The sequence below is a fragment of the Kineosporia sp. A_224 genome, from assembly GCF_002198655.1.
Lineage (GTDB): Bacteria > Actinomycetota > Actinomycetes > Actinomycetales > Kineosporiaceae > R-H-3.
In genome coordinates, this window is record NZ_MWLN01000057.1 from 1 (window position 1) to 15,502 (window position 15,502).

General features: G+C 73.0%; 12 protein-coding genes. 10 read left to right on the forward strand and 2 right to left on the reverse strand.

Annotated elements, in window-relative coordinates; all coding sequences use genetic code 11:
- The first annotated feature begins 209 nt into the window (after positions 1-209).
- From EDJALFJO_RS04700 to era, 5 genes are all read left to right on the forward strand, one after another.
- The gene (locus EDJALFJO_RS04700) at positions 210-584 is read left to right on the forward strand and encodes an HIT domain-containing protein (RefSeq protein WP_088282724.1); all 375 of its coding nucleotides are present in this window, start codon (positions 210-212) and stop codon (positions 582-584) included.
- A gap of 177 nt (positions 585-761) precedes the next feature.
- Complete coding sequence (locus EDJALFJO_RS04705) at positions 762-1,865, forward strand: PhoH family protein (protein ID WP_088282726.1); 1,104 nt, start codon at positions 762-764, stop codon at positions 1,863-1,865.
- A gap of 81 nt (positions 1,866-1,946) precedes the next feature.
- Positions 1,947-2,408 (forward strand): rRNA maturation RNase YbeY, encoded by a 462-nt coding sequence (gene ybeY, locus EDJALFJO_RS04710; RefSeq protein WP_088282728.1) that lies wholly within the window; start codon positions 1,947-1,949, stop codon positions 2,406-2,408.
- Between the two features lie 10 nt (positions 2,409-2,418).
- The gene (locus EDJALFJO_RS04715; protein WP_088282730.1) at positions 2,419-3,723 is read left to right on the forward strand and encodes a hemolysin family protein; all 1,305 of its coding nucleotides are present in this window, start codon (positions 2,419-2,421) and stop codon (positions 3,721-3,723) included.
- On the forward strand, positions 3,720-4,838 hold the full coding sequence (gene era / locus EDJALFJO_RS04720; RefSeq protein ID WP_088282732.1) for a GTPase Era: 1,119 nt from the start codon (positions 3,720-3,722) through the stop codon (positions 4,836-4,838). The genes EDJALFJO_RS04715 and era overlap by 4 nt, the downstream gene beginning before the upstream one ends.
- Positions 4,839-4,904: 66 nt before the next feature.
- On the opposite strand, the gene EDJALFJO_RS04725 is transcribed toward era, so the two are convergent.
- Entirely contained in the window at positions 4,905-5,750 is an 846-nt protein-coding gene (locus EDJALFJO_RS04725) for a DUF4352 domain-containing protein (protein WP_158220286.1), read from the reverse strand.
- A gap of 486 nt (positions 5,751-6,236) precedes the next feature.
- On the opposite strand from EDJALFJO_RS04725, the gene EDJALFJO_RS04730 reads away from it, so the two are divergent.
- A complete protein-coding gene (locus EDJALFJO_RS04730) occupies positions 6,237-7,139 on the forward strand; it encodes a YndJ family protein (RefSeq protein ID WP_088282737.1) in 903 nt (300 codons plus the stop codon).
- Between the two features lie 55 nt (positions 7,140-7,194).
- The gene (locus EDJALFJO_RS04735) at positions 7,195-7,761 is read left to right on the forward strand and encodes a DUF1990 family protein (RefSeq protein ID WP_088282739.1); all 567 of its coding nucleotides are present in this window, start codon (positions 7,195-7,197) and stop codon (positions 7,759-7,761) included.
- Here the strand turns inward: EDJALFJO_RS04735 and map are convergent.
- Positions 7,713-8,522, reverse strand: a complete 810-nt coding sequence (gene map / locus EDJALFJO_RS04740; RefSeq protein ID WP_088282741.1) for a type I methionyl aminopeptidase — start codon at positions 8,520-8,522, stop codon at positions 7,713-7,715. The two genes, EDJALFJO_RS04735 and map, sit on opposite strands and share 49 nt — an antisense overlap.
- Before the next feature lie 202 nt (positions 8,523-8,724).
- Between map and EDJALFJO_RS04745 the strand changes: the two genes are divergently transcribed.
- From EDJALFJO_RS04745 to EDJALFJO_RS34830, 3 genes are all read left to right on the forward strand, one after another.
- Complete coding sequence (locus tag EDJALFJO_RS04745) at positions 8,725-9,996, forward strand: MFS transporter (protein ID WP_088282743.1); 1,272 nt, start codon at positions 8,725-8,727, stop codon at positions 9,994-9,996.
- A gap of 39 nt (positions 9,997-10,035) precedes the next feature.
- Complete coding sequence (gene soxR / locus EDJALFJO_RS04750) at positions 10,036-10,560, forward strand: redox-sensitive transcriptional activator SoxR (protein ID WP_088282745.1); 525 nt, start codon at positions 10,036-10,038, stop codon at positions 10,558-10,560.
- A gap of 420 nt (positions 10,561-10,980) precedes the next feature.
- Positions 10,981-15,502, forward strand: a 4,522-nt coding sequence (locus EDJALFJO_RS34830) for a peroxidase family protein (protein WP_304441268.1), incomplete at its 3' end; no start/stop codon positions are given.

A 15,502-nucleotide genomic window follows, 5' to 3' on the forward strand; every position in this document is an offset into this window, starting at 1 on the left:
GCGCCCCCCGCCCACCGGAGGACGTCCGCCGTGCCTGCGGCCATCGTCATGACCAGAGGACGCCCTGCCCCGCCCCTGGGTTGACACGACCGAACGTGCGTCTCGTTTCTACCCGCACAGACCGCCCGCGGTCCACGCGAGCGGACATCGGCGGGGCTTCCGCACACCATCTCCACACCCCGCCCGGGTTCGCACTACGCTCACGGACCGTGAGCACCGACCCCACCAGCGCGCCGGCCGGCGCCCCTGCCGACTGCCTCTTCTGCCGCATCGTCGCGGGCGAGGTCCCGGCGACCGTCGTCGAGCGTGGCGAGCGCGTCCTGGCGTTCCGTGACATCGACCCCAAGGCGCCGACGCACGTGCTCGTCATCCCGCTCGAGCACCACCGGGACGTCACCGCGATCGCCGCGGCCGACCCCGCCGCGCTCGCCGACATCGTCGCGCTGGCCTCCCGGATCGCCGCGGCGGAGGCGGGCGGCCCGTACCGGCTCGTCTTCAACACCGGTGCCGAGGTCGGGCAGTCGGTGTTCCACGTCCACGGGCACGTGCTCGCCGGCCGCTCGTTCACCTGGCCGCCGGGCTGACGGTCCCGCCCGCACCGGTGACCGGACGGCGAACGGTCCGGTCCGCCCGATTCTCACCGGCGTGCTGTCGGCACCGCCGGTTAGCATGGTCGCAGCCGCCGGGGGTACCGACCGGGTACCGATGACGGCACGTCAGCGATCGTCACGAGAGCGAAGGGTGGTCGGCTCCCGCCACTCATGTCAGACCAGACAGCAGACCAGAACCCTGCAGAGCGTGCCCCGGCCGACCGCCGGCAGCCCACCCACGCAGCCGTGCACCGGATCGTCGTGCCGCCCGAGGTGGCGATGGTGAGCCTGCTCGGCGCCCGTGACGAGATCCTGCGCGCCGTCGAGCACTCGTTCCCCCTGGCCGACATCCACGTCCGTGGCAACGAGATCACGATCAACGGCCCGTTCGGCGAGGTCGCCCTCGTCGAGCGGCTCTTCGACGAGCTCGTCACGGTGGTCGCGAGCGGCCAGCCGCTCACCGCGGACGCCGTGGAGCGCTCCGTCGGCATGCTCCGGCAGCAGACGAGCGAGCGGCCGGCCGACGTCCTCACGCTGAACATCCTCAGCAACCGGGGCCGCACGATCCGGCCCAAGACGCTGAACCAGAAGCACTACGTCGACGCGATCGACGAGCACACGATCGTCTTCGGGATCGGCCCGGCCGGTACCGGCAAGACCTACCTCGCCATGGCCAAGGCCGTCCAGGCGCTCCAGGCCAAGCGGGTCAGCCGGATCATCCTCACCCGGCCCGCGGTCGAGGCCGGCGAGCGGCTGGGCTTCCTGCCGGGCACCCTCACGGACAAGATCGACCCGTACCTGCGCCCGCTGTACGACGCCCTGCACGACATGGTCGACCCCGAGTCGATCCCGCGCCTCATGGCCGCCGGGACGATCGAGGTCGCGCCGCTGGCGTTCATGCGCGGCCGCTCCCTCAACGACGCCTTCATCATCCTCGACGAGGCGCAGAACACCTCGCCCGAGCAGATGAAGATGTTCCTCACCCGGCTCGGCTTCGGCTCGAAGATGGTCGTCACCGGCGACGTCACCCAGGTCGACCTGCCGTCGGGCACGCAGTCCGGCCTGCGCGTCGTCCAGGACATCCTCGACGGCATCGAGGACGTCAGCTTCAGCATGCTGACCAGCGCGGACGTCGTCCGGCACCGGCTCGTGAGCGACATCGTCGACGCGTACTCGCGCTGGGACGATTCCCGCCAGGCGAGCGCCCCGGCGGCTCCCGGGCCGCGCCCGGCGGGGCGTCCGGACGTCAGCGGCCGGCGACGGGACCGGCGCTGACGCCGTGCCCGGTCCGCCCCTGCGAGCCCTCCCCGCGCGTCGGCCGCGACGCCGGCCCCCGAGAACTGTGAGCATCCCCGCGTGAGCATCGAGGTCAACAACGAGACCGGCGTCGCCGTCGACGAGACGGAGATCGTCGCGCTGTCGCGGCACGTCCTCGCCGAGATGCGGGTTCACCCGCAGGCCGAGCTGAGCGTGATCCTCGTCGACGAGGCCGCGATGGAGCAGCTCCACGTGCAGTGGATGGACGAGCCCGGCCCGACGGACGTGCTGTCGTTCCCGATGGACGAGCTGCGCCCGGGCAGCGACGAGGAGGAGTCCCCCGCGGGGCTGCTCGGCGACGTCGTCCTCTGCCCGCAGGTCGCGGCCAAGCAGGCGGAGACCGCCGGGCACACGACGCAGGAGGAGCTGCTCCTTCTGACGACCCACGGGATCCTCCACCTGCTCGGCTACGACCACGCCGAGCCCGACGAGGAGAAGGAGATGTTCGCCCTCCAGCGGCGGCTCCTCCTCACCTTCCTCGCGACGCGCGGACGACGGTGAGCACCCGGCCGTGAGCACCCCGACCGTCCGGCTCGTCGTCCTCTGCGTCGTCCTCGTCCTCGTCGCCGCGCTCCTCGCGGCGTCCGAGGCCGCCCTGTCCCGGGTGTCCCGCGGGCGTGCTGCCGACCTCCAGGACGAGGGGCACCGCGGTGCGGCGGCCCTCGTCCGGGTCGCCGCCGACCCAGCGCCGACGCTGTCCGTCTCGGCGTTCCTGCGGATCCTCGCGATCACGAGCACCGGCGCGTGCATCCTCGTGCTCTACCTGACCCTGCTGCCCACCCGTTGGCAGGCCGCGCTCGCGGCGATCGGGACGGCGACCGCGGTCTCGTTCGTGCTCGTCGAGGTCGGCCCGCGCACCCTCGGCCGGCAGCACGCCGACCGGGTCGGGCTCGTCGCCGCGCCGGTGCTGCGGGCGCTGGCCCGGGTCCTCGGCCCGGTCGCCCGGCTGCTCGTGCTGCTCGGCAACGTCCTCACCCCGGGCAAGGGGTTCCGCGACGGCCCGTTCGCGTCGGAGGCCGAGCTGCGCGAGCTCGTCGACATGGCCGGCGAGAGCAAGGTCATCGAGGCCGACGAGCGGGAGATGATCCACTCCGTCTTCGAGCTCGGCGACACCCTGACCCGCGAGGTCATGGTGCCGCGGACCGCGCTCGTCTCCGTCGACCACGGCACGAGCCTGCGCGCCGCGATGTCGCTGTTCCTGCGGTCCGGGTTCTCCCGGGTGCCGGTCGTCGGCGACGGCCTGGACGACGTCCGCGGGATGATCTACCTCAAGGACGTCGCCCGCCGGCTCCATGAGCGGCCGGACGTCGCCGCGGGGGAGACGGTCGAGAAGGTCATGCGCGACCCGCTCTTCGTGCCCGACAGCAAGCCCGTCGACGACCTGCTCCGCGAGATGCAGCGGGACGCCGGGCACGTCGCGGTCGTCGTCGACGAGTACGGCGGCACCGCGGGCATCGTCACCCTCGAGGACCTCGTCGAGGAGATCGTCGGCGACATCGCCGACGAGTACGACCGGGACGAGCCCGACGTCGAGGACCTCGGCGACGGCGCGTTCCGGGTGCGCTCGCGGGTGCACATCGAGGAGGTCGGCGACCTCTTCGGCCTCGACCTCGAGGACGACGAGGTCGACACCGTCGGCGGGCTGCTCGCCAAGGCGCTCGGCCGGGTGCCGATCGCCGGGGCGACGGCGCGCGTCGACGGCCTCGAGCTCGTGGCGGACCGCTTCGAGGGACGCCGCAACCAGCTCGCGACGGTGCTCGTGCGCCGCGACCCGACCGTCGACGACGACGAGGACGACGAGGAGCGCGACCGATGAGCAAGGGCGAGAACAAGAGCGGCGGTGCCGGCCGCAAGGGCGGCGGACGCCCCGGCGGGTCCTCGGGACGGCCCCGGCGGCCGACGGCCGCCGCAGGCAGCGGCGAGCGGGAGGGCGCGACCTACGGGCGCACCGGCAAGCGGACGACGGGCCGCGACATCGGCCGCCTCGAGCCGGGTCAGACCCCCACGGACGCAACGCTTCCCGCGTTCCGCTCCGGCTTCGCGTGCCTCGTCGGCCGGCCGAACGCCGGCAAGTCGACGCTGACGAACGCGCTCGTCGGCGAGAAGGTCGCGATCACGTCGAGCCGGCCGCAGACGACCCGGCACACCATCCGTGGCATCGTGCACCGGCCGGACTCCCAGCTCGTGCTCGTCGACACCCCCGGCCTGCACAAGCCGCGGACCCTGCTCGGCGAGCGGCTCAACGACCTCGTCCGGGAGACGCTCCTCGAGGTCGACGTCATCGGCTTCTGCATCGCTGCCGACCAGGCCGTCGGCCCCGGCGACAAGTTCATCGCCGCCGAGCTCGCGGAGCTGCGCAAGCTGCGCCGCAAGCGCCCGGTCGTCGCGATCGTCACCAAGACGGACGCCGTCCAGAGCCAGGTCGTCGCCGAGCAGCTCCTCGCGGTGTCCCGGCTCGTCGACGCCGACGACATCGTCCCGGTGTCCGCGCTCGAGGGCTTCCAGGTGGACCGGCTCACCGACGTCCTCGTGAGCCACCTGCCCGACGGCCCGCCGCTCTACCCGGACGGCGACCTCACCGACGAGCCGGAGATCGTCATGATCGCCGAGCTCGTCCGCGAGGCCGCCCTCGAGGGGGTCCGCGACGAGCTGCCGCACAGCCTTGCCGTCGTCGTCGAGGAGATGAACCCCCGCGAGGGCCGCCCCGCCGACGACCCGCTGCTCGACGTCTACGTGCACGTCTACGTCGAGCGCGACTCGCAGAAGTCGATCGTCATCGGCAAGGGCGGCGCCCGGCTCAAGGACGTCGGCACCCGCGCCCGCCAGGGCATCGAGGCGCTCCTCGGCCAGCGGATCCACCTCGACCTTCGGGTCAAGGTCGCCAAGGACTGGCAGCGCGACCCGAAGCAGCTGCAGCGCCTCGGGTTCTGACGCGCGACGGCGTTGCCGGGGCCGTGGCCCCGGCAACGCCGTCGCGATGCGCGTGCCGGGAGTCGGCTACTTCAGCGACACCTCGACGCCGCCGCTGAACGCCGAGTCGTGCAGCTCGATGCTCGTCGGTGCCGCGTCCTTCGGGACGTCGAAGAGGATGACGCCCTTGAGCTGGTTGCCCGGGTTGATGTCCTCGATGAAGGTCTGCGACTCGTCGAGGTAGATGGCGGCCTCGGTGTCGGGAGTGAACTTGCGCCCCTCGGCGTCGATGAGCGTCTGGTTGTCGCCGAAGAGGGTCTGCGCCTCGTTACCCGTGTTCTTGACGGTGACGTAGACGTAGATGAACTGGCCCTGTGCGCTCTTGCCGAAGTCCGCCGAGCCGACCCGGTTCTTGCCCTTGGTGACCTTCGTGACGGTGAACTGGAACTTGCCGTCGCGGACGGGTGTGCCGATGCCCGGTGCCTTCTTCGCCGGCGCTGACGTGGCCTTCTTCTTCGCCGGGGCCGACGTTCCCGCCGGCGCCGTGCTCGACGCGCCGTCCGTGGCACCCGTCGTGACCGTGTCGTCGCCACCGCTCAGGAGGTTGCTCAGCACGGCGATGACGACGACGGCCGCCAGCGCGAGGAACCACCATCGGAGGTAGAACGGCTTCTTCGTGCGCGGCGGAGCGCTGTGGCCCGGGTAGACCGGCGCGGACCCGTTGTCCCGCGGGGCGTTCCCGGCCGGCGCGGAGTGCGACGGCGCGGAGTGCGACGGCGCGGAGTGCGACGGCGCGGGTTGGGACGGTCCGGTCTGCGCGGAGGCCCCCTGCAGCGGAGCGGTCTGCTCCGTCCACTGCCCGCCGTCCCAGTACCGCTGGACGTTCCCGCTCGGGTACCAGCCCGCTGGAGTTCCCTGTGGTCCTGTCGACATCGTTCTCGTGCTCCCTGTCCAGCCGTTCGCGGCACCGATTCGTGGTCCTGGCGGCGGCGGGCGGCTGCGCGCAGGCGTGACCCGTCGCCCGCGCGGCATACCCGGCGCGGTCGCGAAGGTTCGATCCCCTGGTGCGCGGCGTGCCCCCACGCCGACGTCCGGCCTCCCCCTGAGGCCTCGATCCGAACCTAACCGGATATTCGTGATCAATAACGTAATCAGTAACTTTGGTCAATAAGCCACCCGTTCGGTGGATGCCTGCGTACCGCCGCTCGTCACAAGAGCGCTCCCATCGCCGACACGCCGGTTTCGAGGGCCGTTCCTGTGGAGTCCGGTACAGCCGGACGCCGGACGCCGGACGCAGGCCGCCGGACGCCGGACGCCGGACGCCGGACATGACCGGCTGCCGGCGGTGTGGCCGGTCTCACCGGAGGTCGGCGCGCCGACCGCGGAGGACCGGTCGATGATCGGTACGGGGGTGGTGGCGTGCTGACACTCGTGCGGGTCGTCGTCACGGTCGCGATGCTCGGGATCGTCCCGCTCGGGCTGGGGCTGGTCGGCGGGCGCGGGGTCGAGGCGCTGCGCCGGGTCTGGCTCGGGCCGGCGTTCGTCGCGGCGGCCGCGCAGTGGCTGCCGCGCGGGGCCTTCACCGCAGCGCTCGCCGTGCCGTACCTCGCGCTCACCGCGGCGCTCGCCGCCGTGGCGCTGACCCGGGCCTGGACCTACGTCGCCGCCCGTCCTCTGGCGCCCTACGCACCTCAAAACGCAGGTTTGGGGTCCGTATCCCGCCAGAGGACGGTGGGGGCGGGGCAGCGGTGGGTCGTCGAGGTCGCCGTGTGGACGGCGCTCGCGACGCCGGTGGTCGGCGCGCTCGCTCTCGTCGCCGAACGGGCGGGCGTGCGGCTGTTCGGGTTCCGGCTGTCGATCCTCGCGCTCACCGTCGCGCACTTCCACGTCGCGGGCTTCGCGGCCGCACTCGTCGCCGGGCTCGTCGCCCGGGCCACGGCCGCGGGAGCGCTCGGGACGACGGCCGCGCTGTGCGTCCCGGGCGGCACGCTCCTGGTGCTGCTCGGCTTCTTCGTCGGCGACGAGGTCGAGCTCGCCGGGGCCGCCGTCCTCACCGCGGGGATGTGGGCGGCGGGCTGGCTGACGTGGCGCGACGTCCGGCCGCACAGCCCGGACCGCGTCACCCGGGGTCTGCTCGCGGTCTCCTCCGCCGTGCTCGCGGCGACGATGGTGCTCGCGCTCAGCTGGGCGCTCGGGGAGGCGACCGGGCTGCCGCACCTGTCGATCACGTGGATGGCGGCCACCCACGGGGTGACCAACGCACTCGGGTTCGCGCTGTGCGCCGTCCTCGCCTGGCGCCGGCTCGGCGCGCGACCGCTCTGACCACCACGACCGCAGGACAAGCACGACGACCACCACGACGAAGGAGCGACGACCGATGGGACTCGACGCAGTGCTCGCCCGGTCGCTCGACGAGGAACCGGGCTACCCGGACGTCGGCGCCACCCGGGCGGCCGCGCTCGACGACGCGCCGCTGCCGGCGGGCTGGAACCACCTGCGGCACAGCGAGGTCGTCGGGTCGGGGCCGGCCGCGCTCGACGCCGCGGGGAAGTGCATCCGCGGCTGGGGGATGCACCGCGGGGCCGGGATCACGGTGACCGCGAGCGCCCCCGTCGCGGACGTCGGGGTGACGACCGTGTCCGGGATCGGCGTCGGCCCGCTCCGGCTCGCCGCGCCCTGCCGGGTGCTCTGGGTCGTCGACGAGGCGACGGTGCGCGGCTTCGGCTACGGGACCCTCGCCGGCCACCCGGAGACGGGGGAGGAGGCCTTCGTCGCCCGGCTCGGGGCGGACGGCGAGGTGCGGATGACGGTGCTCGCGTTCAGCCGGTCCGGGCGCTGGTACACCCGGGCCGCCGGGCCGCTCGTGCGGGTCTTCCAGGGCGTCGCCGCGCGGGCCTACGTGCGCGCCGTCCGCCGCGCCTGCGCGAGGTCCGCGGGCTCCTGAAGGGTGAGGACCTCCGCCCCGTCCTCGGTGATGGCGATCGTGTGCTCGCTGTGCGCCGTCCGGCAGCCCGTCGCGCTGCGCAGGGTCCAGCCGTCGGCGTCGGTGACGAGCCGGTCGGTGTCCGCCATGACCCACGGCTCGAGGGCGAGCATGAGCCCGGGCCGCATCGTGTAGCCGCGGCCGGGCCGCCCGGTGTTCGGCACGTGCGGGTCCTGGTGCATCGTCGACCCGATGCCGTGACCGCCGAACTCGGTGTTCACGAGGTAGCCCGCCTCCGCGAGCACGGTGCCGATGGCGTGGGAGACGTCGCCGATCCGGGCCCCCGGGCCGGCCGCGGCGATCCCCGCGCGCAGGGCGCGCTCGGTGGTCTCGACGAGCTCGACGCTCCCGTCGGGGCGCGCGGTGCCGACGACGAAGCTCACGGCGGAGTCCGCGGCGACCCCGCCGGTGACGACGGCGAGGTCGAGGCTCAGCAGGTCGCCGTCCGCCAGGGCGTAGTCGTGCGGCAGCCCGTGGAGCACCGCGTCGTTGACCGACGTGCAGATGTAGTGACCGAACGGGCCCCGGCCGAAGGACGGCTCGTAGTCGACGTAGCACGACTGCGCGCCCGCCCCGAGGATCATCTCCTGCGCCCAGCGGTCGAGGTCCAGCAGGTTCGTCCCGACCGTCGTCCGGCTCCGCAGCGTCCGCAGGATGTCGGCGACCAGGGCACCGGACTCCCGGGCCCGGGCCAGCTCGGTGGGGGTGAGGAGCTCGATCATGGGACGCCTTCCACGGTGCCGGCAGCTGTCCCGGCCATCCTCCCGGACAGACGGCGCTGCCGCGGCGCGACGAAAACCGCTCGCGCCCGCCCCTGGGGTACTGCCTAGACTCCGCGGCATGCCGGGTTGACCCCATGAACGCCCTGCATCCGCCCGTCAGGCGGATGCCTCGAGGTCCCACGCGGAGAGCGCCACGCGCCGGGTGGGACGCTGCTACGCGCTCGTGCGCGGCCTCGACGACGCGATGCCGATCTACCCGGTCTACGCGCTGCTCTTCAGCGAGACCGGGGTCTCGGACGCCGGCGTCGCCGGGCTGTTCGCGCTGTGGTCGCTCGCCGTCGTCGTGCTCGAGGTCCCGAGCGGCGCGTGGGGCGACGTCGTCGCCCGGCACCGGCTCGTCGCCGTCGCGGGTGTGGTCCGCGCGGCCGGGTTCGCGGTCTGGGTCGTCGCGCCGTCCTATCCCGCGTTCCTCCTCGGGTTCGGGCTCTGGGCGCTCGGCGGCAGCCTCATCTCGGGGACGCTCGAGTCGCACGTCCACGACGCGCTCGCGGTGCACGGTGCGCAGGGGCAGTACAGGCGCGTCGCCGGGAGGGCGCACGTGGCGTCCCTCGTCGGCATGATGCTCGCGACCGCGAGCGCCCCGCTGCTGCTCGCCGCCGGCGGCTACCTGCTCGTCGGGCTCGCGAGCAGCGTCGTCTGCCTCGCCTTCGCGGTCGTGGCGCTGCGGCTGCCGGACCCGGCGGGCTCCGGCTGGCGCCGGGCACCGCTGGCGCTGCCGGACGACGCGGGCGAGGACGCGCCGGACGACGAGGACGAGGACGCGCCGGACGACGAGGACGACGACGCGCCGGACGACGACCCCGAGCACCCCTGGCGCGCCTGGTGGCGCATGCTCCGGGACGGCGTCCGGGAGGCCGCGACGCACCCGCCGGTCCGGCGGGCGGTGCTGCTCGCGTCGGTCGTCTGGGCGGCGCTCGCGCTCGACGAGTTCTTCCCGCTGCTGGCCCGCACCACCGGGTTCTCGGAGCGCGCGGTCCCGCTCGTCATGCTCGCGGTCACCGCGGCGCAGGTCGTCGGCGCGTGGGCCGCGACCCGGCCGGGTGCCGACCGCCGGCTCGCCGTGATCTGCCTGGGGGCGTTCGGCCTCCTCGCGGCCGGGTGCCTGGCCGCCACGGTCCCCGCCTGGGTGGCGATCAGCCTCGGCTACGGGCTGGGCCAGGCCGCCGTCGTCCTCGTCGAGGCCCGGATCCAGGCGGTGGTGCGCGGTGCGGCCCGGGCCACGGTCACGTCCGTCGCCGGCCTCGGCTCCGAGGTGCTCTCCATCGGGCTCTACCTCACGTGGGGGCTGGCCGCCGACCCCGCGGGCCGGCCGGTGGCGACCGCGCTCGTCACGGTGCCGCTGCTGCTCGCCGTGCCGCTGGCACTGCGCACCCCGCGGGCGGCGCGCACCGCACGAGAGCGGGACGGCGGGTAGGTTCACGTCAGCTTGAGCTTTCGTGACGAGGAGGGGCCGATGCCGGGGGAGCGCGACGAGCTGCTGACGGTCGGGGCGGTCGCACGGCGGGCCGGGATGGCACCGTCCGCGCTGCGGTACTACGAGAGCCGGGGACTGCTCGGCGCGACCCGGACCGCGGGCGGGCACCGGGTCTTCCACCGCAGCGTGCTGCGCCGGCTCGCGTTCGTCCGGGCGGCCCAGAACGTCGGGCTCACGCTGGAGGAGATCGCCGACGCGCTGGCCACCCTGCCGTCGGGCCGGACGCCGACGAAGGCCGACTGGGCCCGGCTGTCCCGGGCCTGGCGGGAGCGGCTCGACGAGCAGATCGCCGCGCTCGAGAAGCTGCGCGACGGGCTCACCAGCTGCATCGGCTGCGGCTGCCTTTCGCTGCGCCGGTGCGCCCTGTCCAACCCCGCCGACGAGCTCGCCGCGACCGGCCCCGGAGCCCGCTACCTGTCACCGGTGCTACGCCGTCCGCCGCTCGGTCCGGGCCGTCCGGGCGGGGGCGGGAACCCTAGTGGAGCAACGGGTCCCGTCGGGTGAAACCGATGCCCTGCCATCCGTTCGGATGACCCCGCGACGGCCGTTCGGGTGACAGGTGCCCCCGAGCATTAGGGGGTCACATCCCCTCCCTGGGCTGGCAACATCAACATCAATCCGCAGGAGGTCTGTCCAGGTCCTCCCGCGAAGGGGCGATAGGCCGAACGGCTGGGTATCACACGAACCCCTGCGAGGCCTCAGAACCACTGCGCACCATCGGCACCAGGACGTGTTCCACGGATCCACCCGTACCACCACCCGCACCACCGCACCACCACCGCCCACGGCGGCGCGACGGGGAAGGTCGCGCACCGGGGGCAGCACCGTCCCGTCGGGGGACGGGTAGGGGCATGTGCCGACCGTCCGGCCGAGGAGCCTGCGCGCTCCTCGGCCTGATGCGTCGCGCCTTCATAAGGGGCTGGCATGAGCGCAGGGGCGCGCGTCGTCGAGCACTTGAACCACCACCGGACCAGGGCTGTCGTCGGGTTCGTGCTGTGCGCGGTCGTCGCGTTCACGGGCGCGAACCTCGCCGCGGGCAACGCCCGCGCCGCGACGCCGGTGGGCGCCGGCTTCACGGTGACGCCGTCCGACCTGGCGTACATCCTCAAGCAGATCAAGATCGCCGAACGTCACTCCCGGGCCTACCTCGGGACGGACCCGGCGATCGCGGCCAACCCCGACCCGGTCAAGGACCCCTGGTACTGCCAGTCGATGGTCGGCCCCGCCGCCGACCAGATCCCGGACCGGCTCACCGCCTACGGCCTGCGCACCGTCGACGGCGCCTGCAACAACCTGTTCCCCGGCCGGGAGACCTACGCCGCCGCGGACCAGCCCTTCCCGCGCCTCGTTCCCGCGGTCTTCAAGGACGCCGAGAGCAGCCCTCCCGGGTTCCCCGCGGCGTCCTCGACGTCCTACAAGCAGAAGACCGCCGGCAACATCGTGTACGACAGCGAGCCGCGGACCATCAGCAACCTCATCGTCGACCAGACGGTCACGAACCCGGCCGCGGTCGCGGCAGCCCTGCACCCCGTGCGGTCCCAGGACGGCACCGCGAGCGCGACCCCGTGCGACGCGCAGGGGCAGCCGAGCGGGTGCACCCCGCCCGGCAAGACGCTCTTCATCCCGAACGTCACGACGGACGTCGGCCTCTCGCCGCCCTTCAACAGCCTCTTCACGTTCTTCGGCCAGTTCTTCGACCACGGTGTCGACCAGACGGTGAAGGGCAGCGGGACGGTCTTCGTGCCGCTCAAGGCCGACGACCCGCTGCGCACCGTCGGTCCCGACGGCCTCGCGGGCACCGGCGACGAGGTGCCGGCGAGCCAGGCCTTCATGGTGCTGAGCCGCGCGCAGAACCAGCCCGGCCCGGACGGGCAGCTCGGCACGTCGGACGACGTCCAGGACGCCGACAACACCGACTCGCCGTGGATCGACCAGTCGCAGACGTACACGTCGCACGCGTCGCACCAGGCGTTCCTGCGGGAGTACGTGCGCAACGCCGCGAACCAGCCGGTGCCCACCGGCAAGCTGCTCACGGGGCTCGGTGCGAACCTCACGTACAGCGGCTCGCCCGACGGCCGGGGCGGCATGTCGACGTGGGCCGCGGTGAAGAAGCAGGCGCACGACCTGCTCGGCCTGCAGCTCGTCGACCGCGACGTCCTCGACGTCCCGATGCTCCTCACCGACCCGTACGGCAACCTCGTGCTCGGCGCCCACGGCCTGCCGCAGTACGTCTGCTCCGGTCCGTGCGTCATCGGTGGCACGGCGACGGCGTCCGACCTCGCCGAGGGCGACCTGGCGAACCCGGTGCGGGTGCCGTCCAACGTCGTCCGCTTCGACACGCCGTTCCTCACGGACATCGCGCACAACGCCGACCCGAGCCCCCAGGACACCGACCACAACCCGGGCACCCCGCCGGTGGCGCCGACGCCGGACGCCGACAGCACGCCGTCCACGGACTTTGCGCACCAGCCGACCGGCACGTACGACGACGAGCTGCTCGACGCCCACTTCGCGTGCGGCGACGGGCGCTGCAACGAGAACATCGCGCTGTCGACGGTGCACCAGATCTTCCACTCCGAGCACGACCGTCTCGTCGACGACATCAAGAACGTCCTCGCGGGGGACACGTCCTCCACCGGGGTCGCGGCCCTCGCCGAGTGGAAGCTGCCGAACGCGCAGAACCCGGAGGGCTGGAACGGCGCGCGGCTCTTCCAGGCGGCCCGCTTCGTCACGGAGATGGAGTACCAGCACCTCGTCTTCGAGGAGTTCGCCCGCAAGGTGCAGCCGGCCGTGCGGCCCTTCCACGTCTACCAGCCGGACATCAACCCGGCGGTCAAGGCGGAGTTCGCGCACGCCGTCTACCGGTTCGGGCACTCGATGCTCGACGACGACGTGGCCCGGTTCGACGAGCTGTCCGACGGCACGAAGGTCGACAACTCGCTGCCGCTGCTCACGGCGTTCCTCAACCCGCCCGAGTTCTTCCACTCGACGACGAGCGCCCCGTACACGCCGCAGGCCGCAGCCGGCGCCATCGTCATGGGGTCGTCCGAGCAGACCGGCAACGAGATCGACGAGTTCGTCACGGAGGTGCTCCGGAACAACCTCCTCGGCCTGCCCCTGGACCTCGCGACCCTCAACCTCACCCGGGCCCGGGACGCCGGCGTCCCGCCGCTCAACGCGGTGCGGCGCAAGCTCTACGCGACGACGAACGACAGCCAGGTGATGCCGTACGAGAGCTGGCAGGACTTCGGCCAGCACCTCAAGCACCCCGAGAGCCTCGTCAACTTCGTCGCGGCCTACGGCACCCACCCGACGATCACGTCCGCGACGACGCTCGCCGGCCGGCGAGCCGCCGCCCGGGCCATCGTCGACCCGCAGCCGGGTGACGAGCCGCCGGCGGACGCGGCCTGGTTCCTGTTCGGCGCCGCCTACCCGGGCGCCGACGCGGGCCCCGGCGTCGACGCCGACTGGGGCACCGGGTGCGACACCCCGGACGCAACGCCGGCGTGCGCCGACAACACCCCGGCCGTGCCCGCCAAGGACTGGTCGAACGGTGCCGGTGGCGTCACGAAGACCGGTCTGGACGACGTCGACATGTGGATCGGCGGCCTCGCCGAGGTGACCAACCTCAACGGCGGCCTGCTGGGCTCGACGAACAACTACGTCTTCCAGCTGCAGCTCGAGCTGCTCCAGGAGAGCGACCGCTTCTACTACCTCGCGCGGACGCCCGGGATGAACCTGCGCACCCAGCTCGAGAGCAACTCGTTCTCCGAGATCATCATGCGCAACACCACAGGGACCCACACGCTCAAGGCGGACGCGTTCGCGACGTCCGACTGCAAGTTCGAGCTGAAGAACCTCAAGGGCACGCCCGCCGGGTTCGTCTCGGACGGCGGGACCGTCAAGGACGACCCGAAGAGCGAGTGCGACGAGTCCAAGGTGCTCACCCGCAGCCCCGACGGGACGATCGCCTACAAGCAGCGGAACTCCGTGGACCCGTCCGGCATCAACGGCCAGTCCGTCTACAACGGGACGGCCGGCACCGACCGGGTCAAGGGCGGCAACGACAACGACACCGTGTGGGGCGACGAGGGTGACGACGTCGTCGACGCCCAGGGCGGGGACGACGTCGTCCTCGGCGGCGACGGCAACGACCGGATCACCGACCTCGACGGGCTCGACATCCTCAAGGGCGGCCCCGGTGACGACGTCATCGACGCCGGCCCCGGCGGGGACATCACCATGGGCGGTGACGGCAGCGACGTCGTCAACGGGGCGGCGGGCGACAACGAGACGTTCGCGGGTCCGGGCAACGACTTCGTCATCGCCGGTCAGGGCGCGGACGTCGTCTGGGGCGACGGCGGCGACGACTGGATCCAGGGCGGCTCCGGCCAGGACCTGCTCCAGGGCGACCACGGGGCGCCGTTCTTCGACGACCCGGGCCAGACCAAGCCGGGCAACGACGTCTTCGTCGGCCAGGTCGGCGAGAACGACTACGACGCCGAGGGCGGCGACGACCTCATGTCGCAGAACGCGGCGATCGACCGCAACGCGGGTGCGGGCGGGTTCGACTGGGCCTTCCACCAGTACGACACCGTCGGTGCGGACGACGACATGGAGATCAACAAGAACCTCGGCCCGCTGCCGATCCAGGTCGTCACCAACCGGGACCGCTGGGCCGAGGTCGAGGCCGACTCCGGCTCGCGGTTCAACGACACGATCCGCGGCACGATCGTCCCGCCGAAGCAGATCGGCGGGGGCGGCGGGTTCAGCGGCTGCAACGCGCTCGACCCGGTGGGTGTGGCCCGGATCAACGGCCTCGACCGGCTCGTGAAGACGTTCCCGACGGACGTCACGCCGATCGTCGCCGGCGCGGCCGCAGGCTTCTGCCCGCTCGACGGCGCGACGAACACCGACGGCACCGGCGGCACCGCCGGGATCGGCCGGGGCAACGTCTGGGCCGAGGGCGACATCCTGCTCGGCGGTGCCGGGAGCGACCTCGTCGAGGGCCGCGACGACGACGACATCATCGACGGCGACAACGCGCTCCGGGTGCGGATCAGCGTCCGTGCGCTCGACGGTCAGGGTGTACCGACGTCGAACGAGCTGGGCTGGACGGATCTGCTCGAGGGCACGAACCAGAGCCCGGCGACCACCGGGTTCGGTCCGGGCACGACCGCGGCCACCACGCTCCAGGACGCGCTCACGGCCGGTGCGGTCAAGCCCGCGCAGCTCGTCGTCGTCCGGGAGATCGTCGACCCCAGCGGCACCGCGATCGGGGCCACGGCGAACCTCAACGCGCCGTCCGACTGCGACCAGGGGGCCGCGGCCACCAACTGCGACATCGCGATGTTCTCCCTGCCGCCGACGAACTACCGGATCACGGTCAACCCCGACGGCAGCACCACGGTCACCCAGCTCGGTGTGGTCGGCGGCAGGGAGAACA

Bases quoted from the DNA above. Each gene is read 5' to 3' on its own strand.
- soxR (WP_088282745.1), top strand. From the start codon at position 10,036: ATGCCGGGGGAGCGCGACGAGCTGCTGACGGTCGGGGCGGTCGCACGG.
- era (WP_088282732.1), top strand. From the start codon at position 3,720: ATGAGCAAGGGCGAGAACAAGAGCGGCGGTGCCGGCCGCAAGGGCGGC.
- map (WP_088282741.1), bottom strand. From the start codon at position 8,522: ATGATCGAGCTCCTCACCCCCACCGAGCTGGCCCGGGCCCGGGAGTCC.
- EDJALFJO_RS04725 (WP_158220286.1), bottom strand. From the start codon at position 5,750: ATGTCGACAGGACCACAGGGAACTCCAGCGGGCTGGTACCCGAGCGGG.
- EDJALFJO_RS04735 (WP_088282739.1), top strand. From the start codon at position 7,195: ATGGGACTCGACGCAGTGCTCGCCCGGTCGCTCGACGAGGAACCGGGC.
- EDJALFJO_RS04705 (WP_088282726.1), top strand. From the start codon at position 762: ATGTCAGACCAGACAGCAGACCAGAACCCTGCAGAGCGTGCCCCGGCC.